Source organism: Amphritea atlantica (assembly GCF_024347255.1).
Lineage (GTDB): Bacteria > Pseudomonadota > Gammaproteobacteria > Pseudomonadales > Balneatricaceae > Amphritea > Amphritea atlantica.
Map to the genome: position 1 here is coordinate 3,619,708 of NZ_AP025284.1, position 22,322 is coordinate 3,642,029.

General features: G+C 51.9%; 17 protein-coding genes. 7 read left to right on the forward strand and 10 right to left on the reverse strand.

Annotated features, from left to right (window positions below; all coding sequences use genetic code 11):
• Window positions 1-406: 406 nt before the first annotated feature.
• Together OCU43_RS16730 and OCU43_RS16735 are read right to left on the reverse strand one after the other, a co-directional pair.
• Entirely contained in the window at window positions 407-1,909 is a 1,503-nt protein-coding gene (locus OCU43_RS16730; RefSeq protein WP_091359448.1) for a tripartite tricarboxylate transporter permease, read from the reverse strand.
• Between the two features lie 9 nt (window positions 1,910-1,918).
• Window positions 1,919-2,431, reverse strand: coding sequence for a tripartite tricarboxylate transporter TctB family protein (locus tag OCU43_RS16735; RefSeq protein WP_091359446.1), 513 nt, complete (start codon window positions 2,429-2,431; stop codon window positions 1,919-1,921).
• Window positions 2,432-2,949: 518 nt separating this feature from the next.
• Here OCU43_RS16735 and OCU43_RS16740 point away from each other — a divergent pair.
• From OCU43_RS16740 to OCU43_RS16765, 6 genes are all read left to right on the forward strand, one after another.
• A complete protein-coding gene (locus tag OCU43_RS16740; protein WP_091359443.1) occupies window positions 2,950-3,750 on the forward strand; it encodes an enoyl-CoA hydratase/isomerase family protein in 801 nt (266 codons plus the stop codon).
• Window positions 3,747-5,852 (forward strand): acetate--CoA ligase family protein, encoded by a 2,106-nt coding sequence (locus OCU43_RS16745; RefSeq protein ID WP_091359441.1) that lies wholly within the window; start codon window positions 3,747-3,749, stop codon window positions 5,850-5,852. Before OCU43_RS16740 ends, OCU43_RS16745 begins: the two co-directional genes overlap by 4 nt.
• A 2-nt stretch (window positions 5,853-5,854) precedes the next feature.
• Complete coding sequence (locus OCU43_RS16750) at window positions 5,855-7,936, forward strand: 3-hydroxyacyl-CoA dehydrogenase NAD-binding domain-containing protein (RefSeq protein ID WP_091359439.1); 2,082 nt, start codon at window positions 5,855-5,857, stop codon at window positions 7,934-7,936.
• Window positions 7,937-7,941: 5 nt separating this feature from the next.
• A complete protein-coding gene (gene pcaF / locus OCU43_RS16755; RefSeq protein ID WP_091359436.1) occupies window positions 7,942-9,147 on the forward strand; it encodes a 3-oxoadipyl-CoA thiolase in 1,206 nt (401 codons plus the stop codon).
• Window positions 9,148-9,417: 270 nt separating this feature from the next.
• A complete protein-coding gene (locus tag OCU43_RS16760; protein ID WP_091359435.1) occupies window positions 9,418-10,485 on the forward strand; it encodes a porin in 1,068 nt (355 codons plus the stop codon).
• Window positions 10,486-10,829: 344 nt separating this feature from the next.
• Window positions 10,830-11,750, forward strand: coding sequence for a LysR family transcriptional regulator (locus OCU43_RS16765; RefSeq protein ID WP_091359432.1), 921 nt, complete (start codon window positions 10,830-10,832; stop codon window positions 11,748-11,750).
• Window positions 11,751-11,781: 31 nt separating this feature from the next.
• On the opposite strand, the gene OCU43_RS16770 is transcribed toward OCU43_RS16765, so the two are convergent.
• Window positions 11,782-12,807, reverse strand: a complete 1,026-nt coding sequence (locus tag OCU43_RS16770; protein WP_175483544.1) for an AbrB family protein — start codon at window positions 12,805-12,807, stop codon at window positions 11,782-11,784.
• 240 nt (window positions 12,808-13,047) lie between these two features.
• Here OCU43_RS16770 and OCU43_RS16775 point away from each other — a divergent pair, with 240 nt between their 5' ends.
• Window positions 13,048-13,197 (forward strand): hypothetical protein, encoded by a 150-nt coding sequence (locus OCU43_RS16775; protein WP_175483543.1) that lies wholly within the window; start codon window positions 13,048-13,050, stop codon window positions 13,195-13,197.
• Between the two features lie 366 nt (window positions 13,198-13,563).
• Here OCU43_RS16775 and OCU43_RS16780 read toward each other — a convergent pair whose 3' ends face one another.
• The 7 genes from OCU43_RS16780 to OCU43_RS16810 form a co-directional block, all read right to left on the reverse strand.
• Window positions 13,564-14,064: an Lrp/AsnC family transcriptional regulator gene (locus OCU43_RS16780; RefSeq protein ID WP_091359424.1), complete on the reverse strand. Its 501-nt coding sequence runs from the start codon at window positions 14,062-14,064 to the stop codon at window positions 13,564-13,566.
• 320 nt (window positions 14,065-14,384) lie between these two features.
• Window positions 14,385-15,257, reverse strand: a complete 873-nt coding sequence (gene purU / locus OCU43_RS16785) for a formyltetrahydrofolate deformylase (protein ID WP_091359421.1) — start codon at window positions 15,255-15,257, stop codon at window positions 14,385-14,387.
• A 231-nt stretch (window positions 15,258-15,488) separates the two neighbouring features.
• Window positions 15,489-16,637, reverse strand: coding sequence for a glycine cleavage T C-terminal barrel domain-containing protein (locus tag OCU43_RS16790; RefSeq protein ID WP_091359417.1), 1,149 nt, complete (start codon window positions 16,635-16,637; stop codon window positions 15,489-15,491).
• Window positions 16,638-17,089: 452 nt separating this feature from the next.
• Complete coding sequence (folD, locus tag OCU43_RS16795; RefSeq protein WP_091359414.1) at window positions 17,090-17,983, reverse strand: bifunctional methylenetetrahydrofolate dehydrogenase/methenyltetrahydrofolate cyclohydrolase FolD; 894 nt, start codon at window positions 17,981-17,983, stop codon at window positions 17,090-17,092.
• A 123-nt stretch (window positions 17,984-18,106) separates the two neighbouring features.
• Window positions 18,107-19,036, reverse strand: a complete 930-nt coding sequence (locus OCU43_RS16800) for a methylenetetrahydrofolate reductase (RefSeq protein WP_091359411.1) — start codon at window positions 19,034-19,036, stop codon at window positions 18,107-18,109.
• Between the two features lie 410 nt (window positions 19,037-19,446).
• A complete protein-coding gene (locus tag OCU43_RS16805; protein WP_091359408.1) occupies window positions 19,447-20,382 on the reverse strand; it encodes a LysR family transcriptional regulator in 936 nt (311 codons plus the stop codon).
• A 149-nt stretch (window positions 20,383-20,531) separates the two neighbouring features.
• Window positions 20,532-22,172, reverse strand: a complete 1,641-nt coding sequence (locus tag OCU43_RS16810; protein WP_091359405.1) for an acyl-CoA synthetase — start codon at window positions 22,170-22,172, stop codon at window positions 20,532-20,534.
• Window positions 22,173-22,322: the final 150 nt, after the last annotated feature.

Here is a 22,322-nt window from a genome sequence, read left to right on the forward strand (position 1 = left end):
TTTCCGCCGTTGGACATGTTCAGGATGGCAGGTTTCTATCTCAGCAACATAGGGATAACAGCAAGTAACGCCTCACTATGCAGCCCCTGACTAAAAGAATGAACACTATATAGGGCCGCAGCATGTGAAGTCTGCAGTGCACTTCCGGACTAGCAAATCGCCTTATTGGTAGTCGTGACAACAGCAACATCGGCCCCGGTGCCAGACAGGCGTTGCCACTAACAGGCGTGCCTTTAAGACACCCAATTCGGTCAGGAGCAGTTCGGTTACAGCAGGGATTTCAATCAAAGCCTTGAGCCAGCCATGTGTGACAACAGCGCACAAGCGGAATGCCTGGAATAAAAAAAACCCTTATCAAAACTGATAAGGGCTGAAATTCCAGGAAGAGATATGGAACAGGAGAGAATTACTCTTCGTCGTGGAAAGCCTTGCGCTTATTCCAGCTACGCAGCGCACTGATCGCAGGAAGAGCAAAAGACAGTACGGCAATCGTCAGCAAAATCAACGTGATCGGACTGGTGTAGAAGATATCCATTTCACCATTTGAGATCAGCAGCGCTCGACGGAAATTTGTTTCCAGCATCTCACCCAGCACCAGCGCAAGAATAATAGGCGCCAGTGGGATATCAAGCTTACGGAATATATAACCCAGAATACCAAATGCCAGGGTAATCATGACCGGAAAGACTGAGTTCTCAGATGCGTATGACCCGATCAGACTGATTGCCGCAACAATAGCGGCAACCATCGGGCGGGGAATATCAGATACTTTGGCCCAGAACCGTGCCCCTAACAGACCGATCAGTATCATAAGTGGCACACTGACCCACAACGAGGCAAAAATAGTGTAGGGAATCTCAGGAGACATCGTGAACAGCAGGGGACCCGGCTGAATACCATGAATCATCAACGCACCAATCATGATCGCAGTGGTTGGAGACCCGGGGATACCCAGCGCCAACAGCGGAGACAGCGCCCCGGAAACCGCCGCATTATTTGCGCTTTCAGAGGCGCAGATCCCCTCAAGGCTGCCTTTACCAAACATCTCCGGTTTCTTTGATGTTCTCTTGGCAACGCCATAGGAAACGAATGAGGCTATTGAGGCACCGGCACCGGGAATGACTCCGATGATATACCCCATAATGGAGCTGCGCATCAGATGCCATTTCAGAGTCATAAAGGTCTTCACCGGAACAACCAGCAATCCGGACATAGCCATACTCTTGGTTTTAGCAGATGGTCCCTCCTCTATCATGAAGATAACTTCCGAAAGCGCATATAAACCAAGCAAAACAGGCACCAGTGGCAGCCCCTCAAAAAACTCAGGGCTATAGCTGAAACGCGGGACACCCGTTTGAGCATCCAGACCGATAGTCGCCAGACCCAGACCGATCCCCATCGCAACCGCACCTTTCAGAGGTGAACCTGTTGAAAAACTGGACACCAGGCTCAGACCCACTAATGCCAGACCAAAATATGCCGTTGGGCCGAAACTTAATGCCATTTCCGACAGCGGCACTGCAGTAAGAAACAACAGGATGGTACTGACAAAGATACCAATACCGGAAGAGATAATTGAAACATTCAGGGCAACACCGGCTTTACCCTGCTGGGTCAGCGGAAAGCCGTCCCAGGAGGTGGCTACCGCAGCAGCGGTTCCGGGAGAGTTAAGTAAAATAGCCGATATCGCTCCGCCATACTCCGCCGCAGCATAAAGCGCGATCAGCGTCACAATAGACACCAGCGGATCAAGGCTATAGGTGAACGGGATTAGCAATGCCACCCCCAGACTAGGCCCCAGTCCGGGTATAGCACCGATAAGGTAACCAAGAAAAGCCCCAACCAGCAGGCCTACCAGAACCAATGGATCTGCAAACGCTGAAAAACCAAGAACTAAGTTATCTAACATGACTAAACCTCACGGAAAATAAACGCCGAGCGCCAGAACAAAGACAACATAGATAGTTGCGCCTAACACGACAGGTATAGAAACCAGATAACCGATACGCCGTTCTCCACCAGCCAGCATCACCATAAAGCTCAGAATAGCCATACTGCCAAACGCGCCCAGTATTTCCATAAAGGATACGACAGCAATCAACGCCGCTATCGATAACGCCACAAACCCCAGACGTGGAAAGGAGGCATATTCAGAGGTCTTTCCTGAGATAAGCTTTACCAGACTGAGTATTGTCAATCCCAGAGCACAGGCCAGTGTGACGACACCGATGATCAATGGAAACTCTCCAGCCCCCACAGCCTTAGCATTGAAAGGCTCGGGCAACTGCAAAGCTTCGTAGAGATAAAAGCCAGAAACCATAGTGATCAGGGCACCGCCCAGCAGTTCCAGCAACGGCATGGAGATTTTAACCAGACCTGCACTTAAGCTCTGGTTATCCTCCGTTGTGCCCGATGATATTGAATTATTCATTCGATACTCCAACTCAAGCCAGATATTCCTGACTCACCCTCCGGCGAATAGGCCATAAGGGTTGGTTATTATTATGTATGGTGCATTCCGGTCAATCTCAGCGGCCACAATCAAACACCAGAGGTGTTGTGATGTTTTTACTGCCAATCGAGTCAAATATGCACTCTGCTAATTACTATGACCTAACGCAGCCCACTACTGAACTAAGTATTTATTAGGCTTTGGACAGACCTCAGCTTGCCCCAAATGTACAAAAAAGCGATGAGAGACAGATAAACCGTGCTTTTCCCCGCCACACAGCCCGCATCGTTATAACAATTTGTTAGCTATGTCAGCAGCTTTACTCAATTGAACAGAACTGTTCCACGTTAAATAATGATTGGACTTTATAAATGCTAACAAGCGTTTTTTTGCAACATTGTCATTGAAAGAAATATCGCCGAGCGCTGGGTGAAACGGCATTCGGTATCGTCTCCAGCCCAACAGCCGGGAGATAGATTAATAATAAGAGGCACACTATGAGCGAAGCACCCCTGATACAGTATTCTATTAACAATGGCGTCGTTACCCTGACCCTTGACCGACCAGAAAAGCGCAACGCAATGAGCGATGCGATGCGCGCTGAGCTGGTAGAGCACCTGGTTTCGATCCGTGCTGACCGCTCGGTTCGCGCATTAATTATTACAGGTAACGGTAAGGGCTTCTGCGCGGGTGGTGATATCGCGGGCATGAAAGCGCGTATGGAAGCAGAACTATCAACTGTCGGCTTCAACGGCTGGGATCGTCAGCAAGGCGTCCACTATGCGGCAAGCCTGCTGCTGAACCTGCCGGTTCCGACTATTGCTGCCGTTAACGGCGCGGCCGCCGGTCTGGGTGCCGACCTCGCCCTGTCCTGTGATTTTGTAGTAGCTTCACAGCAGTATGCACATTTTACCTGGGCTTATATCGCCCGTGGACTGGTTCCCGATGGTGGCGGTATGTACTTCCTGCCACGCCGGGTCGGTTTAGGCCGGGCTAAAGCCCTGATCTTCAGCGGCCGCCGGGTGGGCGCAGACGAAGCACTGCAACTGGGGATAGCAGATCAGCTCTGTGATGCCAGCGAACTGCTGAACACCGCGCAGGCAATGGCTGAAGAGATGAGCAACGGTTCACGCACCGCAATCGCACTGACCAAATCCATTATCAACCATAGCTACGAAATGTCTGATCATCAGGTCTTTGCTGAAGGCAGCAAAGCACAGGGCATCTGCTATACATCGAAAGAGCACCGCGACTCTGTTCAGTCCTTCCTGGATCGCGCAAAGGAGGCTGGAAAATGAACCAGATCGACGCACTGCTCAACCCGAAAAGCATCGCAGTTATCGGCGCTTCAGCTGATCCGACTAAAACATCGGGCCGACCAATATCTTATCTGCTGAAGCACAACTTCAGCGGCCCCATCTATCCGGTTAACCCTAAAGCCACCGAGATTCAGGGGCTGACCTGTTATCCAAATGTTGAAGCTCTGCCACAAGCCCCCGATGTAGGCCTGGTACTGCTGAACGCCAAGCGCAGCATTGAGGCAGTTCGTTCACTGTCTAAGATGGGCTGTAAAGCCGCAGTGGTGCTTGCCAGTGGCTTTGCCGAAGCGGGTGAAAGTGGCATGGGATTGCAGGATGAGCTGAAAGAGGCCGCCGGTTCAATGCGTTTGCTGGGCCCCAATACTATCGGCCTGGTCAACCTCAACGCCGGTATTCCACTGTCGGCCAGTGGCGCACTGGAAGTCAGTGATCTGCCTGCCGGTGATGTTGCCGTTGTCTCTCAAAGCGGCGGTATTCTTGGCGCATTGCTCTCACGCGCCGCAGGACGGGGCATCGGTTTGTCATCCCTGATCTCAACCAGTAACGAGGTAGATCTGGAAGTCAGTGACTTTATCGAATACCTGATCGATGATGACAACACCAAAGTGATCGCGCTGTATCTGGAAAGTATCCGCAACCCGCAGCGGTTCCGTGAAGTGGCTATCCGCGCTCGTGAAGCCGGAAAACCGCTGGTTGTATTCAAAATCGGGCGCTCTGAAGCGGGTGCCAGTGCTGCCAGTTCCCATACCGGGGCTCTGGCGGGCGAAGACCGGGTTTATGATGCATTCTTCCGTGAACTGGGCGTTATCCGGGTCAACACCTTCGACGAATTCCTCGATATTCCTGCAGTACTGGTTGCGGGACGCAAACTGGCAGGTCGTCGCGTAGCCGTACTCACCTCCACTGGCGGTGCCGGTACCCTGATCGCCGACAGTCTGGGCGTTACCGCATTTGATACCCCTCCACCGGATGTCGACACCGCTGAAAAACTGCGGGCACTTCAGGGTGACACCCCGACTGCGCTAGACCGTAATCCGATTGACGTTACCCTGGCCGGACTTCAGCCCGACCTGCTGCGTCAGGCGATTCGTATTCTTCTCGAAAGTGATAGCTATGATGCACTGGTTGTTATTATCGGCTCTTCAGGTCTGGCAATGCCTGATCTGGTGGTCGGTGCGATTACTGACTCGCTCGATGTTAACGACAAACCGGTTCTGGCATACGTCAGCCCCTATGCTCCAGACACCCTGAAACGACTGAACCGCGCAAAAATACCAGGATTCAGTTCACCAGAAAGCTGTAGCGCTGTTCTTGAAGCATTGCACTTTACCGGACAGCCATTACTGTCAGCGAGTGCCGCCGGTGCGACAATTAGTATCCCTGATCTGGATACGCTGCCGGGCGGCTCAATGGATGAAGCGACCGCAAAAGCGCTGTTCCGTGAAGCGGGCATTCAGGTACCAGAAAGCCGTATCGTCACCTCCCGCGAAGAAGCAGTACAGGCAGCCCGCGAACTGGGTGAACCGGTGGTTCTGAAGATTCTTGACGCCAGTCTGCTGCACAAGAGTGATATTGGCGGTGTGGCCCTGTTCCTGAATGCTGAGAATATCGGTGATCGGTTTGAACAGATGATCAGTGAGGTTCAGTCCCACATCGGTCGCTGCCCGGATCAGTTCCTGGTTGAAGCGATGGTGGCCGGCGGCCATGAGCTGATTCTCGGCGCCAACCGTGATGCGCTTGGCACCGCCATTCTGCTGGGTGCCGGCGGTGTAACCGCAGAACTGTATAAAGACACCACTCTGTGCATGCTGCCCGAACAGGGGGGACTGAATCTGGATCAGGCCAAAGCGATGATGCAGAAATTAACCATCTGGCCACTGCTGGAAGGTTACCGTGGATCAAAACCACGGGATACCGACGCCCTGGCTCAGGTCATCGTTAACTTTTCAGCGCTGATCTCCGCATTGGGTGACAAAGTAGTGACCTCAGAAATTAACCCACTGTTTGTATTGCCTGAGGGTCAGGGAACGGTTGCCGCTGATGCTGTGCTGGTACTCGATGACGAGACCGAAGGAGCATAGTAATGAGCGCACCCAAAACAGCTGGCCAGGTTCATCTGCATCAGGAAGGTAATATCGCGGTTATCACCCTCGATAATCCTCCGGTTAACAGCAGCACTGATGCGGTGAGAAGAGGTATTCTCGCCGCACTGGACGCGATTGATCTCAGCCAGACAAAAGCAGTCGTGCTGACCGGCGCGGGTAACAATCTGATGGCAGGCGCGGATCTGCGTGAGCTCGAAAACGAGCCCACCGAACCCACTCTGCCGCAGGTCACCAGCGCACTTGAAAGCTGCCCGGTGCCCGTTATTGCTGTGGTAAAAGGCCACACCCTCGGTGGTGGTCTGGAGCTGGCGCTGGCGTGTGATTTTCGCCTGGCTGATGCCGCTGCTACTCTTGGGCTACCCGAAGTATCCGTGGGTGTTGTTCCCGGCGCAGGTGGTACTCAACGCCTGCCCCGGGCAATAGGTCTGCCTGCTGCGCTGGATATGATTGTCTCTGGTAAACCGGTTAAAGCGGCTAAAGCAATTGAGCTGGGCCTGGTGGACCAGTTACTCAGTGAAACTGAAGCCGAGGCCCAGTACACAGAAATTCTGACCTACGCGCAAAACTACAACAGTGGTAAGCACCCACTGAGTCAGCGAGAGGTGGCTCCTGCCGATGAAGCAGAGCTTCAGGCACAGGCGAAAAAGCTGATCTCCCGTTCCCGCGGGCTGCCTGCTGCAGCCGCTGCCGCAGAAGTAGTGCTCACCGCTGGAAAACTCAGTTTTGCTGAAGCGGTTGCGGCAGAGCGCAGCCAGTTTCTCGCCCTGCGAGGCAGTCAGGCGGCACAGGCTCTGCGCTACCTGTTCTTTGCTGAGCGTGCTGAACCCTATACTCCCAGCCAGGCCATTGAGCCCCGCCCACTGAAACGGGTATCCGTAATTGGTGCCGGAACCATGGGAAGCGGCATCGCCCTCTGTGTGCTCAATTGCGGCTATAGCGTTGACCTGCTGGAGCTTAATCCTGATGCTCTCGAAGCCGGTGTTAAACGTATTGAAGCCGAGCTGGAGGGTGACATTAAGCGCCAGCGGCTGACCGCCGAAAAGCGTGATGCCTTGCTGGCACGGTTGAATCCAACCCAGGATATCAATAGCGTTGCAGGCACCGATCTGGTGATTGAAGCGATCATTGAAGATCTGGACGTAAAACGTTCACTGTTCAAAAACCTGGCCGAACGGGTGGATGAAAATACCCTGTTGGCAACCAATACCTCCTATCTGGATATCGACCAGATCGCCGCTGATATCCCTAACCCGGAACGGGTTCTGGGGCTTCACTTCTTCAGCCCGGCTCACCGTATGCCATTACTGGAAGTGGTTAAAAGTGCCGCCACCAGCGAGCAGACCCTGACCACCGCCAGCGCTTTTGCCAAACGGCTGAAAAAGAAAGCCATTGTGGTGACCAATTCATGGGGGTTTGTAGGCAACCGTCTCTACGCAGCGTATCGCCGTCAGTGCGAATTCCTGCTGGAAGAAGGCGCCAGCCCTGAACAGATCGATGCCGCTCTGGAAGCTTACGGCTTTGCGATGGGTCCATTTAAGGTCGGCGATATGTCCGGCCTGGATATCGCCTGGAGAATGCGCCAGCAGACAGCCGACACCCGGCATCTGCGCCGCTATGTTGGCATCCCTGATCTGCTTTGTGAAGCCAACCGTCTGGGGCGTAAAACCGCCAAGGGTTACTATCTGTATGGCGACGATAATCGTCCTCAGCCTGATCCTGAAGTGGCACGCATTATTGCCAACTACCGGGCGGAAAACGGTATCGAAGCGAAACCTTTCAGTGATGAAGAGATTCAGCAACGTGCGGTGATTGCCCTGATCAACGAAGCGTTGATGCTTCTTAGTGAAGGCGTTTGTCAACGTGCTGCAGATATCGACATTGCACTGGCACACGGCTACGGCTTCCCTCGCTGGAGAGGTGGCCCGATCTTTATTGCACAACAGATGGGTCATGACGCCCTGAATAACGCCCTTGATCAACTGGCTGCCGTTAGCGGTAAAGGCCACGCACGCGGCGACGCAAACTTGCTACCCCCTAACGCTGACGCAGCTGAGGAGTGATACCAATGTCAGAAGCTCTGATATGTGATGCAATCCGTACCCCATTTGGCCGCTTTACCGGTGGTCTGTCCTCAATCCGTACCGATGATCTGGCAGCACTGCCGATTCAGGAACTGATTAAACGTAATCCGGATCTCGACTGGGGTCTGATTGACGATGTTATTTACGGCTGTGCCAACCAGGCCGGTGAAGACAACCGTAACGTTGCCCGTATGGCGGCATTGCTGGCAGGTCTGCCCGTCACGGTGCCGGGTTCTACCATCAATCGCCTGTGCGGTTCTGGTCTTGATGCTGTCGGCAGTGCCGCCCGCGCCCTGCGTTGTGGCGAAGCTCAACTGATGGTTGCCGGTGGTGTAGAAAGTATGAGCCGTTCTCCCTATGTGATGGCCAAGTCCGATAAACCGTTTGGCCGTAGTCAGCAACTGGAAGACACCACCATTGGCTGGCGCTTAGTCAACCCGAAGATGAAGACTCTCCATGGCGTCGATGCCCTGACTCTGACAGCCGAAAACGTCGCCGACGAAGAGGGCGTTTCGCGGGAAGACCAGGACAGCTTTGCCCTGCGCAGTCAACAGAACTGGAAAAAAGCCCAGGATGCCGGCTTCTTTGCGAAAGAAACCATGAGCGTCACTGTCACACAGCCACGTAAGCCGGAACAGATTATCTCGGTTGATGAGCACGCCCGTCCGGACACCACACCTGAAATCCAGGCTAAATTGAAAGGGGTTGTCAGGGAGGGAGGGTCCGTCACCGCTGGAAACTCATCAGGTATCAACGATGGTGCCTGTGCCCTGCTGATGGCGACACCTGAAGCAGCCAGGCAGCACGGTCTGACACCACGTGCGCGCATCGTGGGCATGGCAACCGCCGGTGTGCCACCTCGTATCATGGGGATGGGCCCAGTACCAGCAGTCGAGAAAGTGATGCAACTGACAGGCTTATCCCTGGCGCAGATGGATGTCATTGAGTTCAACGAAGCCTTTGCGGCCCAGGCGCTGGCAGTTTGCCGACGACTGGGGCTGGGGGATAATGATCCCCGGGTTAACCCTAATGGTGGTGCAATCGCTATCGGCCATCCGCTGGGGGCTTCAGGTTCACGTCTGGTAACAACCGCCCTGAACCAACTGGAACATATTGAAGGACGCTATGCGCTTTGTAGTATGTGTGTCGGTGTGGGTCAGGGTATTGCCCTGATTATTGAACGCATGTAAAGGTCGCCCTTTGGATAGGTCAGTATCCCTCAGGTGCTGACCTGTCTTTTTTAAAAAGAACAGACCGAATTCTTCGGGGAAGCTCATCAGAGACTCCCCTATTCCTGTTGCTGTCAAAAAATGTACCATAAAAAATATTATCTATTATTTTTCATATAGATAGATGCATTTTTAGCATAAATATATCGACTCAATACATTATTCATTTCCCCTCCTGTCTGTTAATTTTTTCACCTATAAATAAAACAAAAGAAAGAAGGTAATGACTTAATGAAACTAAAATCCTATGCAACCTGCGCACTCCTCTCTCTATTTCCGCTAGCCTCTCAGGCCGTTGAGCTTGGTACTTATCAAGGCGTAAAACTTGATTTAGGACTACAGATCAACCGCGCCCTGATGTATGCCGATGATGGCAGCACAAATGAGACGTTCTTTGTCGATAATGACAACAGCAGCACCCGTTTCAATCTGAAAGCTCAGTCTGATCTTGACGACAAGATTAGTGTTGGCGCTCTGTTTGAGGTTGAATACCAGTCCAACCCATCCAACCTTGTTGATATGCAAACCAAAACTACGGCATCACCAACGCTGGACGAGCGGAAGATGGAAGCCTGGATCTCATCGAAGGAGTATGGTCGTCTGACCATTGGTCAGGGATCCGGTGCCGCCGATGGCAATATGGAGCGTGAACTTTCAGGTACCAATATTATCAACTGGCCAAACCCAACGCTGGTTGGTGGCGCACTGAAGTTCGGTGGTACAGGTCCAACAATCAAAAGCACTATGTCAAACCTGGATTTTGAGGGTCGCTATGACCGTCTGCGCTATGACGCACCGAAGTTTGGCCCGATCTCACTGGCGGTAAGCCAGGGCACAAATAAAGGTAATGATGTCTCTGAAATCGGCGCCCGCCTGAAAACCAAGCTTGACTCAGGTATTCAACTGGATGGGGCTCTGGGTTATTCCTATAACTCCGGTGCAACCTACGACACCAAAACGTTTGGCGGTTCTTTCGCTATCGCAATGGAAAATGGCCTCAATGCCGCGGTTGCAGCAGGGAAATCCAGCGATGACAATGCAGCAAATCCAGACTCTAAGTTCCAGTCTGTCAGCGTAGGTTATAAGAGCGGTAAGCATGCGGTTAACGTACTCTACGCAGTTGCCAAAGACCGTGCGATGAAAGATGACAAGAGCACTTCTGTAGGTGTGGGTTACGTTTACCATCCACAAAAATGGATGGATCTTTACGCCGGTTATAAGGTCCACAGCCTTGACCGTAGCGGAACAAACTATGACGATATCTCTACATTAACGACAGGTATCCGTCTGAAGTTTTAATCCCTGACCCGGGACAGCCAGACGCCCCCCTTCCGTCGGGCTGTTCCCCTCCAAAGCAACGCTAAACTAGCAGCAAGTCCCACCTCTGCCAGCGCCTTCAACCGCCAGAACCCAGGCCGTAGCCATTACAATTAGTAATGGACTGTCCAATATTTCATCTGCGTAATCCCTTTCAACATCCGTTATGATTACCTGAGACATAACACCGCAGAATAAAATAAATAATGTAAGGTGCGCACTCCCCCTGCGATCAGGCTGGCAAGCTAACCAGCTGAACCTGATTTACCCGCACCTTCCTGAAGCCATACCAACTCAACCATTCTAATAATAAACAGAGGTATGACATGGACATAAAGAAACTGAGAGGTTTCAGAGCTGTTGTTAACAGTGGATCCATAGCCACTGCGGCGGAATGGATGCATCTGAGTCAGTCCGCCATGAGTCGGCTGATCTCCAGTCTTGAGGATGAACTTCATCTACAGCTGTTTGAGCGCCGTAATAGACGAGTCGAACTGACAATAGAAGGCGCTGCTTTCTATTCAGAGACAGAAAGGCTGCTGGCAGGGCTGGATGATATTCCACGTATTGTCAGTGATATTAAGAGCGCCAAATCCCGGCGTTTGCGAATTGTGGCTCTACAACGGGTGGCCACCAGCCTGGTCGCCCCGGCGCTGGCAAGATTTTCATCAACCCACCCCCAGCAACGCTTTTCAGTGGATATTCGCCACCGGGCAGATATGGAACGCTGGATCGGCAGCGAATATTACGATATTGGTCTGTGCGTTTCTCTCCCCTGTGAGCACCCGCAGATCCGCAGCGAAAAACTCTATAGCAGCCGAATTATGGCTGCCCTGCCACTCAACCATCCACTGGCCAGAGAAAAACAGGTGACCGCAGGGCAGTTAGCTGATTATCCGCTGATCGGACTCGAACAGGGCCAACCCCCACGTCGGCACTCAGATGAAATCTTCAGCAATGCCGGTATTGATATCGAATATACCCTGGAAACGACTTCCAGCGTCTTTGCCATTCAGATGGTGGCGAAGGGGATGGGGATCTTTATAACGGATGCTCCGGGCGCTGCTAACGCCCATGATGGAAGTTATGTTCTGGTGCCAATTACACCGGCCTACGAACTGACCTTTGCTGCAATCTATCCCAGGAGCAGTTCCCCCTCCCCCATGGTTGGCGAGATTATTTTCGAGTTTAAACACTACATTCAGCAGCATTTCCCGTCCGATCAGGTGTGGATTCCAGACAATTGAACCCACTTTGTTTAAGTGACAACAGGCCCAATTACTTATTGGAATCAACCGCAGCAAGCCGCTTGCTACGTCGATGAATCAGGGCCAGCATCCAGGGGACATTGGGCAGTATCATAAAAATCCTTACCAGGTGGAAGGCGGTAATCAACGCCACATCCTCGTGTAAAAACTGCGCGGTCAGAGCCATCTCTGTCACGCTTCCCGGTGCGGCACCCAGCACCAGCGCTCGCCAGCTCATCTCGCTAAACTGCGCCACCACAACCGCTACTGCTGCACCGGAAAGAATCAGCAGTGAAGCGGTAACACAGATACCGGTAACCAGGCGACCCGCTCGCTGAAACAGCTCACGCCTGAATGTTGAACCCAGCCAGGTGCCAAGCAACACCTGCCCCAGCGCCAGCACCTCATAAGGATAAGGTGATACCGGAATAATTCCCGACGCTGAAGCGGTACAGGAAAACGCCAGCGCGCCCAAAAAGAAGGGACTGTTTATCTTCAATACATAAAACAGAGCGCAGGTGGCCGCAGCCCCCAGACTGACACAGAGCATACCGAAATAGTTCAGTTCCACACCTACGGGCTTCTGCCCCACAGGGGCCGTATCAGAAAGATAGTAGAGAGCCATCGGGATGATAATCACAATGGTCGAAATCCGTAATGTCTGGGCAAAGATCACCGGGCCAGGATCACCACCATATACCCTGGCCAGATTACCCATCTCTACCGGACCACCTGGCAGACAGGAGAGGAACGCTGTTACCGGGTCTGCGCCAGTCATTTTTTGCAACAAACGCGACAGCAGGAACCCCAGGAAAATAGTCGCCAGAGCGACCCCCAGAATAGCGATACCGTGCCCCAACACCGCATTCACGGACTCTCCGGTGAAATGCAGCCCAACCTGAACGGCAATAATCATCTGTCCCAGAGGACGAGTGCGTACAGGGATATCTACCGGACGGATAAACATATTGACCAGAGCGGTACTGACCAGTGGGCCGATCATCCAGGGCAGAGGCAGATGTAAACGGGCCGCAGTGTAGCCCGTTAAAACTGCCAATATGTAGCAACCGATTAATTGTATAAACCGTTTATAAGTCATGGAACTGATACCTGATAGCACGCCACTGCAGATAGAACCGGATTAAGTGTCGCCTGCGCCACTGTGGCTAATAAAGCGTTATATAGAAACCGAACCGCTATCCACCTCAGAAAAACCAAGGCCAGAAAAGGATGGGAGAATAATGACCAATTATATCGCTTAAAAACGAACTGAATATTGCGTCCAATGCATCTATATATGCATATTTATCATGCGGTTATCTTGTGCAAACAACTGAGCATGCCAACCGCTCAGGCAGAAACCTTCAAGTGGATTACCTTTAAACCCCTGAGTGCTGGCGATGCTCAGGTTCGCTCTACCGAGTGGCTGGTTAACGAACTTGCCTAACGTACCGGCGGCGACCACAAAATCAAAATGTATTGGGGCGGCAGCCTTGCCAAAGCCAAGGAGATACCTGGCGCACTGGGGACAGGACTGGGCGACTTCGGTGATATCATTACGCCCGCTTTCCGGATACATTTGTACTTAACAATGCAGTCGGCTGCTTTATCCTGCAATCTAACACTACCCTTGAGATTGCTACCCCGATCTATGAATCAGGTACCATCGGCACAAAATCCGATGCCAAGCCCTTATCGATTGGTGGCGGAAAGCTATGCTCACCGCCGTCAACACTGTTGGGGATTTTCGCTATCAGCTGCGGGGCGGGCAGCTCTCAGAGGGCTTTGTGGGAGCCGCCCAATTGGGCAGATATTACTCACTGGACCTGGCTTTATCTGCTATTAATTTCGATAAGCTCAGGGTGGTTGATTTAACCTCTCGCGTAACGACATAAATATAATAGCGATCAATGCCTATCTCTTCATCGAGCAACTGCTCAATCAGGTTTTGAAAATCAGTCAGGGAGTTGGTGATGACTTTCATCACATAGTCGCAACCTCCACCGGTCGCGCTGCACTCTATGATCTCATCAACGCTCAGAATACGTTTTTCAAACCGCTCAAAATTTGACCGGTTATGCGCCTTTAATGAAACGGTGACATAAACCTTGGTCAGATCGAGAATCTTATCGATGGCAATGTCGCCCCGAAACCCCTTTATAAGCCCCGCCTTTTTGAGCTTATCCAGCCGCATCCAGCATGGCGTTGGTGATAGGCTGACCAATTCCGAAAGTCTGGATTTGCTGATCTGTCCGTGCTGCTGCACGGCACTCAGAATACGAACATCCACCGCATCTAAAATGACTTTTTTCATATTTTTTGACTACATAATGAATCCCAATCCAAAGGTCGAGTCTACCCAGCTGCCGAAACCAGAGCAAATGCTATATGTCATCATCGTGGATACATTGACGACACCGACATTGCAGGTTTACCCATTTGCACCGGCTGCGGTATCGACAGTATAGCTAAGTATAAAAAAGGCCCCTGAGGGGCCAGAATATAGGTGCTCTCGCACTCAGGAAGATAACACTGTTCACCACGTCCCACAGTGTTGTAAAAACCAAAGCGGATCGCCGGGTTACCGGGCTCATCTGCAGGCTGCAGGACTCATTAATCGCTCAGAGTCGATGGTTAATGCCCGGGGAAGACAACCGTTTTATTACCATTCAGGAAACAGCGATCCTCTACATGCAGCTTTATCGCCCTGGCCAGTGTTACCCGCTCAGTATCGCGCCCTTTTGCCACCAGTCGCTCGGGTGTATAGGTGTGATCCACCGGTTCCACGCCCTGAGTGATGATGGGACCTTCGTCCAGATCTTCGCTCACATAGTGTGCGGTGGCCCCGACCAGCTTGACCCCTTTATCGTATGCCTGATGGTAAGGCTTGGCACCTTTGAAACCCGGTAGTAGTGAGTGATGAATATTGATAGCCCGTCCATGTAGCTTCTTGCACATATCCTCAGACAGTACCTGCATATAGCGCGCCAGCACAACAAGATCGGCTCCGGTTTCCTGGATGATCTGCCACATCTGCGCCTCCTGCTCTGCCTTGGTTTCTGCGGTCACCGGCAGGTGGTAATAAGGAATATTGTACCAATCGGCCTGCTTTTTCAGATCAGGGTGGTTTGAGATGATCGCTGGAATCTCGATATTAAGTGCACCGGTGCTATAGCGATGCAGCAGATCCTGCAGACAATGATCATATTTGGATACCAGAATCACCACCTTTGCGGGAATCGCCAGATCACGCAGCTCCCATTTGACTTCATAGGCTTCAGCCCGGTCGGCAAGTTGGCTACGCAGATCCGCTTCCGAAAATTCCCCGTTACCCCGATAATTAAATTCAACACGGAAGAAAAAACGGTCGGTATCGGCATCATCAAAAGTATGCATCTCGTATGCATAACAGTCGTTTCGATACAGGCTGCTAATGATCAGATCCAGGACACCCAGCTTGGTTTGAGAACTGCCGGTAAGGATATAGGTTGTTGTATTTGTAGTCATTCTACGAGTCCTTAAATTTTCACTGGCCATACTGATAATGCCGGAGAAGTCGGTTGCGGATGAAGCTCTGCTCAACGTGCCTGCTTATCGCACCATCAATTGGCCGATTGTTTAATACCGGGGAAACCGGGATACCCGGATTCATTCACTTCCTGCAAAAAACTGAAATGAACGCAACGGGTGATATAAGCCATCGAACACTGGGAAGCATTGATGGCTCAACCATCGGAATCAGGTCGCCGCTATTGTCTTTTTCGGATCAAAGAATGGCGTTTCCACCACGGTGGCGGTTGCTACTCCACTGGGTAGCACAACCTCAAAGGTTGTCCCCGGCTCAGCAAACTCTGCGCTGACCATCGCCAGGGCAATATTTTGTTCCAGACGTGGCGAGAACACTGCGGATGTCACCTTGCCCACCTGTTGACCCTCTTTTTCCAGCATCCAGAAGCGGGTGTTCGGTCCTGTCAGGGCCGGAGCATCGATCACCAGACCCACCTGTTTGCGTGTCACGCCTGCGTCACGGATTCGCTTCAGCGCAGCTTTACCAATAAAATCGGCATCCATATCCAGCTCAACCAGGCGGTCCAGACCCAGCTCGTATGGATTGGTGTTGATATCCATATCCGCGTGGTAAGACAGCATACCGCCCTCAATGCGACGGATTGACGATGTATGACCCGGCTGTAAACCAAACGGAGCACCGGCTGCCATAATCTTTTCCCACAGCTCATCCCCCTTCGAACCATCCTGCAGATACAGTTCATAGCCCAGTTCGCTTGACCAGCCGGTCCGGGACACGATCAGAGGAATGCCATCCAGATCGTATTCACGCAGCCAGTAATACTTCAGGTCGGTGATGCTGTCGCCGAACAGGGCTTTCATGATTTCACCGGACTTCGGCCCCTGCAGCTGCAACGGAGAGACATCCGGTTCACGAATGGTGACATCCAGACCGGAGTTCACCGCAACGCCTTGCGCCCACAGTAAAATGTCGCTGTCGGCCAGGGAGATCCAGAAGCGGTTTTCTGCAAGACGCAGCAGGATAGGATCGTTCAGAATCCCGCCCTCAGCATTGGTGATCAGTACATACTTACACTGCCCTACAGCACACTTGGACAGGTCACGCGGCGTCAGTAACTGGGCAAACTGTGCGGCGTCGGGACCGGTAATCTCCACCTGACGTTCAACCGCTACATCACACAGGATGGCATCGTTCACCAGGTTCCAGAAGTTCTGCTCCGGGTTGCCGAAATCGCGGGGAATATACATATGGTTATACACCGAGAAACCTTTAGCGCCCCAGCGCACGGTTGCATCAAAATAGGGGGATTTACGAATCTGTGTGCCAAAGCCAAATTCTTCTTGTTGTTGTGTCGCCATTTTCCAGTCCTCAAAATGTTCAATCCCGCCCGGTATGACAAAATTGAACCGTACTTAAATCGTTTGATCAGCGTAAATAATATGAGCAATTCACGGATGAAAGGGCCTAAAGAGATGGTACAAAAATGCAAAAACGGTCTTGTTTTAAGCGCATATTAGTCTGTTTGGACTATGCTCAGACGCACCGCAGAATAGGGCTTTAAACGGATCTGAACAGGCATGTGTAAAACTATGGATAAACAGAAAACCGGGATGCCGGTTTTAGAAATAGCAGAAAGGTGATGCTGCGACCCCGCCGCGATGAGGATCGATGCGGTGTTCTGACAAAGCAGTATAGCGGGATGAGTATTAGCGCTGTCACCAGCGCTCATTCCGGATGGATCAGATACCCCTCACTCAGCTGAAACGACTGCGTCCAGCGCTGGGCCATGATCCGTTGTGATGGACTATGATCAGACCGTAAGCCCATGGGGCTCAGGGAGAGCACTGGCCCGACAGCACGCGGTGACCGTGTTGGCCAATAAACAGGCAATCGTCATCGGGCCAACGCCTCCGGGAACCGGAGTAATTGCACCTGCGACCTCTTTGGCAGCGTCGAAATCTACATCCCCGACAAGCCGTGTTGTGCCGTCGCTTTTCTCTATACGATTGATACCCACATCGATCACTGTAGCCCCCGGTTTGATCCATCCCCCCTCAATGAACAGAGGCCGTCCCACCGCGGCAACCACGATATCGGCATTGGCCACCAGTTCACGCAGATTTCGTGTCCGCGAGTGTGCCACGGTTACTGTGCAACTCTCTCTCAACAGCAGTTGCGCCATCGGCTTGCCGACAATATTAGAACGCCCGATCACTAAAGCATTCTGGCCCGACAAATTGCCACAATACTCACGCAGCATCATCAGACACCCCAAAGGGGTGCAGGGCACCATCGCTTGCTGTCCTGTCGCCAGCAGACCCGCATTAGAGATATGAAATCCGTCCACGTCTTTGGCAGGATCGATGGCATTAATCACTAATGCTTCATCGATATGCTCAGGCAGTGGTAACTGAACCAGAATGCCGTGAACAGCCGGATCGCTATTAAGCTGATCAATCAGTGCCAGCAGTTCCGCTTCGGTTGTATCAACAGCCAGTTTATGCTGATAAGAGTTCATACCCGCCTCAACGGTTTGCTTAGCCTTGGAGCGCACATAAACCTGAGAGGCAGGATCCTCACCTACCAGCACTACTGCCAGACCTGGAGTGATGTTGTGTTGTTGTTTCAAATAGGCTGTATGCTCAGCGACTCTTTCGCGTAATGCAACGGCGAAATTCTTACCATCGATGATCTGTGCAGTCATGTTGTTCTTCTCATTTAGCGCTCAGCGAAAGTGGGCCGAAAACCTGTAAAGCAGCGCCCTGATTCCTGTTGTGTAACACGCCCCTGTCATGGGGCTGTAGCTACAGATATATATGGATCAATCTCAGTCTGCTGAAGCTGGCCGGCCAGCGCTGCCACCATTTTCAGAGACCCAGACTGCATTATTCCTGATCCCCCCCAATGGGAAGAAATGTACCTGCTCAACGCCAAAACCGGGATGACGTTCTTTGTGAGCAGCAAGCTCGGTTAATAACTCTGTGGGCTCATAGGGCAGAAGTAACTTCCCGACATCCTTTGCCCTGCGTTGCAGAACCCGCATGCTAGGCCCGACACCACATGACAAGGCATATTTTATCAGGGTATGCAGCTTAGCCGGTCCCGCCACGCCAATATGGATGGGCAGATCAACCCCTTCCGCTGCCAGCCTGTCAGCCCAGGCAATTACCGGAGCAGACTCAAAGCAGAACTGAGTGGTAATCGCCACACGCGCATCCGTCCGCTCGAAGAAAGCCTTTTTCCATTTCATCGCTTGCATCACCATTCGGTCGGAACCATCAGGATCTATATCCCGGTTCCCTTCAGGGTGGCCAGCTATGTGCAAGTTGCTGAATCCATCGAAGAGACCCGTTTCCAGCAACTGCATAGAATCCTTAAATTCACCCACCGGAGTGTTCAGGCCACCACCCAGAAGCAGCGCCTGATTAACACCTGCCTCGCCCTGATAACGGGCGATCCATTCGGCGAGCTCATTATACCCTGTAATCAGGCGCGCTGGAAAATGTGGCATAACCTCAAATCCCTCATCGGTCAGACGTCGTGCGGTATGGACCATATCCTCAATGAAAGTTCCATCGATATGAGCAATATACACGCGGGTACCGGTGGGCAGGATATCGCGAAAGCATTCCACATTCCCAGCAGTCCGAGGCATCACCTCAATCGAATAGCCGCTTAAAAATTTCTCCAGCAGGGGGGAGGTTGGATCCACTGTAGCAGTCTCAGTGGATTTGTGAAGAAATGATAACAGCCCCATAAAATCGCCCTTCTGTTTGCCAGGGTGGTCAACCCTGCTATTTATAATTGATAACCCTCTGCAGGCATCGGCAATCAGGTCTTGCCGTCAGCCCAGACACCCTTTACACCTGAACCAGTTGATTCGTCACTAGAGGGATTTTCGAATCTGTGTGTCAAAGCCAACAAAATGTTCAATCCCACCCGATACGACAAAATTGAACCGTACTTAAATCGTTTGATCAGCGTAAATAATATGAGGTAATGGCAGATAGAAGGGCCTAAAGCACTGCGGTAAAACTGAATAATCAGTCTTGTTTTGAAGCCGTTTTAGACCATTTGGACTACAGCCGGAGACAACATTTTATCCAGAGAGAACATCAGTAGAAGGATTGGCGGGTAAAGGTTAAAACAGACACAGGAATTCAGGGCTCAGACGTCGGGCAAGCTGGCCTCATCCAGCAACCACTCACGAAACTGCCGGGCAATATCCCGTTCATTATTTGGCCCGGCACTGACAACATAGTACGCCTGATCACAGTGCATCGGATGATCAATCACTACCTGCAGTTTTTCTGCAGCAAGCTCTGCCTGTAGCAGCGCTTTACTACCCAGCAGCAAGCCTTGTCCGGACAGCGCCGCTTCAAGTGTCAGCAGGCCGTTGCCAAAACGCAGTTCTCGCAGGGAACCGATATGCTCCGATGCCTGCTGTAAAAACCATTCATGCCAGCCGCAGGAATCTTTAAAACGTGACAGCGTACTGTCCCATAACAGCGTTTGCTTGCCCAATGACTCTGCACTCTTAAGACTGGCAGTAAGCTCTGCCGTCCCCATCGGCACTAACTCCAGACTCATTAAGCGTTGTGGGGCAAGATCCTTATAATCGCCATACCCCAGGCGTACAGAGACATCGATACCCGCCCGCTTTAGCTGAGATCCTTCGAAGTCACTATGACGACACTTATCCACCGTATGCAGACTGGCCTGTAACCGCACTTCCGCTTCCGGACAGCGAGCATAAAAACGGTGCAGGCGTGGCACGATCCATTTAGTCGCGAACAGGGGTTCTGCACACACGGTCACGACACTCCGCTCTTCACTGAAGAGGCGGATATTGTCGACGGCTTGTTGCAATGTTTTGAAGCCTTCATGCAGCTCAGGCAACGCTGCACGTGCGGCGGGGGTCAGGCTGACCCGACGGTGGTGACGGACAAACAGTTCGACTCCCAGATAGGCTTCCAGCGCCTTGATCTGATGACTGATCGCCGCAGGGGTAACATTTAGCTCCTGAGCAGCCTTAGCGAAACTTTTAGTGCGGCTGGCAACCTCAAAATATGAGAGAGCGATCATCGGGGGGAGTCGAGACATAGAATCTGCCCTTAGAAAAAACGAGAGTCATCAACGGGGTACGGCTGTACCCCAATACGATAACAGACTGCTAACTATAATAGCTTATCACCTCCATGACTATTATTTACCGACAGTGATGCAGCAGCTCCCCTGCTTGGATATTTTAATTACACGCCTGCCTGAGGTCTCAGTTGTTGACGCAATGCAAACTTCTGGATTTTTCCGGTTGAGGTGGTTGGCAGGCTACCTAATACAATCCGCTTAGGTGCTTTGAAACGGCTCATGTTATTGCGGCAAAAATCAATGATTGCCGCTTCACTCAGCTCGCTACCGGGGCGTAATTGTACAAACGCCGCAGGCACTTCACCCCACTTTTCATCCGGCATAGCCACAACCGCAGCAAGCTCCACTTCAGGGTGTCGCTGGATGATATCCTCAACTTCCAGAGAGGATATATTCTCACCGCCCGAAATGATGACATCTTTGGAGCGGTCGGTAATTTTGATATAGCCATCAGCATGCACTACCGCTAAGTCACCGGTATGGAACCAGCCATCGGCAAACGCCTCCTCGGTGGCGGTCTCGTTATGGAGATAACCCTTCATAACAATATTGCCCCGGAACATGATTTCCCCCACCGTGGTGCCATCGGCTGGCACCGGCTGCATTGTCTGCGGATCGAGTACGGTGATCTCCTCCTGTAGTGGATAGCTCACCCCCTGCCGGCCGTTAAGTACCACCTGTTCGTCAAGTGAGCGCTCTGCCCAGTCATCCTGCTTAACGCATACCGAAGCAGGGCCGTAAGTCTCAGTCAAACCATAGACATGGGTCAGCTCAAATCCAAGTCGCTCCATCCGTTCCAGAACTGCAGCTGGCGGTGCGGCACCGGCAATCAATCCACAGACCTTGTGATCGATCGAGGTTTCCTGAGTGACGGCAGCATCGGCAATCATCGAATGGACGATTGGAGCACCACAATAATGGGTGACATGATGCTGTCGCATCAGTTGATGAATTTTTTCCGCATCAACTTTACGCAGGCAGACACTGGTTCCACCGATCGCAGCCAGTGTCCAGGGAAAACACCAGCCATTGCAATGAAACATTGGCAGAGTCCACAGATATACCACCTTTGAAGGTAAGCTCCATGACATTGTATTGCTGACGGCATTCAGATAAGCACCACGATGGTGAGTGACCACGCCTTTGGGATTTCCGGTGGTGCCGGAGGTATAGCCCAGCGCAATGGCATCCCACTCATCGGCTGGCAGTTTCCACTCAGTTTCTTCTGGCTGTTCAGCCAGTAATGCTTCATATTCAAAATCGCCAAGCAGCCGCCCTCCCTCATAGCCAGAGTCAGCAACGTTGATAACAATCGGGGCATCTCCTTCGACCAGAGTCAGCGCTTTCTCGATGACATCGGCATACTCTGTATCCACCAGTAAAAGCCGCGTGCGGCTGTGGTTAAGAATAAAACCTATCGCTTCAGCATCCAGGCGAATATTGATTGCATTCAGCACGGCACCAACCATAGGCACGCCAAAATGAGCCTCATACATGGCGGGAATATTTGGCAGCATGGCTGACACTGTGTCGCCGCGGCCAATACCAAACTGCTGCAACAGCGAGGCTAACTGGCAGCAGCGGCCATAGGTCTGGCGCCAGGAATAGACTTTATCGTCGTATATCACAGCAGACCTGTCCGGATACACCGCTGCGGCCCGCTTAATAAAGCTGAGTGGCGACAGTGCGACATAGTTAGCCGTGTTTTTCTCCAGCGCCTGATTGAATGCACATTGCTCGGTCATTTTATTGTTACTCTTGTGTAAGACTCATCAGCGACCTCTACGTCAGATAAGCTATCTCACCTGCGCCAGTAAAGTATGTCTGATAACGTCAATATCTAATGCTAAATTCATTGAAAGCCAGTAAAACCAGCAGATCCACACTGGCTTTCT

Bases quoted from the DNA above. Each gene is read 5' to 3' on its own strand.
- OCU43_RS16730 (WP_091359448.1), bottom strand. From the start codon at position 1,909: ATGTTAGATAACTTAGTTCTTGGTTTTTCAGCGTTTGCAGATCCATTG.
- OCU43_RS16735 (WP_091359446.1), bottom strand. From the start codon at position 2,431: ATGAATAATTCAATATCATCGGGCACAACGGAGGATAACCAGAGCTTA.
- OCU43_RS16740 (WP_091359443.1), top strand. From the start codon at position 2,950: ATGAGCGAAGCACCCCTGATACAGTATTCTATTAACAATGGCGTCGTT.
- OCU43_RS16745 (WP_091359441.1), top strand. From the start codon at position 3,747: ATGAACCAGATCGACGCACTGCTCAACCCGAAAAGCATCGCAGTTATC.
- OCU43_RS16750 (WP_091359439.1), top strand. From the start codon at position 5,855: ATGAGCGCACCCAAAACAGCTGGCCAGGTTCATCTGCATCAGGAAGGT.
- pcaF (WP_091359436.1), top strand. From the start codon at position 7,942: ATGTCAGAAGCTCTGATATGTGATGCAATCCGTACCCCATTTGGCCGC.
- OCU43_RS16760 (WP_091359435.1), top strand. From the start codon at position 9,418: ATGAAACTAAAATCCTATGCAACCTGCGCACTCCTCTCTCTATTTCCG.
- OCU43_RS16765 (WP_091359432.1), top strand. From the start codon at position 10,830: ATGGACATAAAGAAACTGAGAGGTTTCAGAGCTGTTGTTAACAGTGGA.
- OCU43_RS16775 (WP_175483543.1), top strand. From the start codon at position 13,048: ATGCATATTTATCATGCGGTTATCTTGTGCAAACAACTGAGCATGCCA.
- OCU43_RS16780 (WP_091359424.1), bottom strand. From the start codon at position 14,064: ATGAAAAAAGTCATTTTAGATGCGGTGGATGTTCGTATTCTGAGTGCC.
- purU (WP_091359421.1), bottom strand. From the start codon at position 15,257: ATGACTACAAATACAACAACCTATATCCTTACCGGCAGTTCTCAAACC.
- OCU43_RS16790 (WP_091359417.1), bottom strand. From the start codon at position 16,637: ATGGCGACACAACAACAAGAAGAATTTGGCTTTGGCACACAGATTCGT.
- folD (WP_091359414.1), bottom strand. From the start codon at position 17,983: ATGACTGCACAGATCATCGATGGTAAGAATTTCGCCGTTGCATTACGC.
- OCU43_RS16800 (WP_091359411.1), bottom strand. From the start codon at position 19,036: ATGGGGCTGTTATCATTTCTTCACAAATCCACTGAGACTGCTACAGTG.
- OCU43_RS16805 (WP_091359408.1), bottom strand. From the start codon at position 20,382: ATGTCTCGACTCCCCCCGATGATCGCTCTCTCATATTTTGAGGTTGCC.
- OCU43_RS16810 (WP_091359405.1), bottom strand. From the start codon at position 22,172: ATGACCGAGCAATGTGCATTCAATCAGGCGCTGGAGAAAAACACGGCT.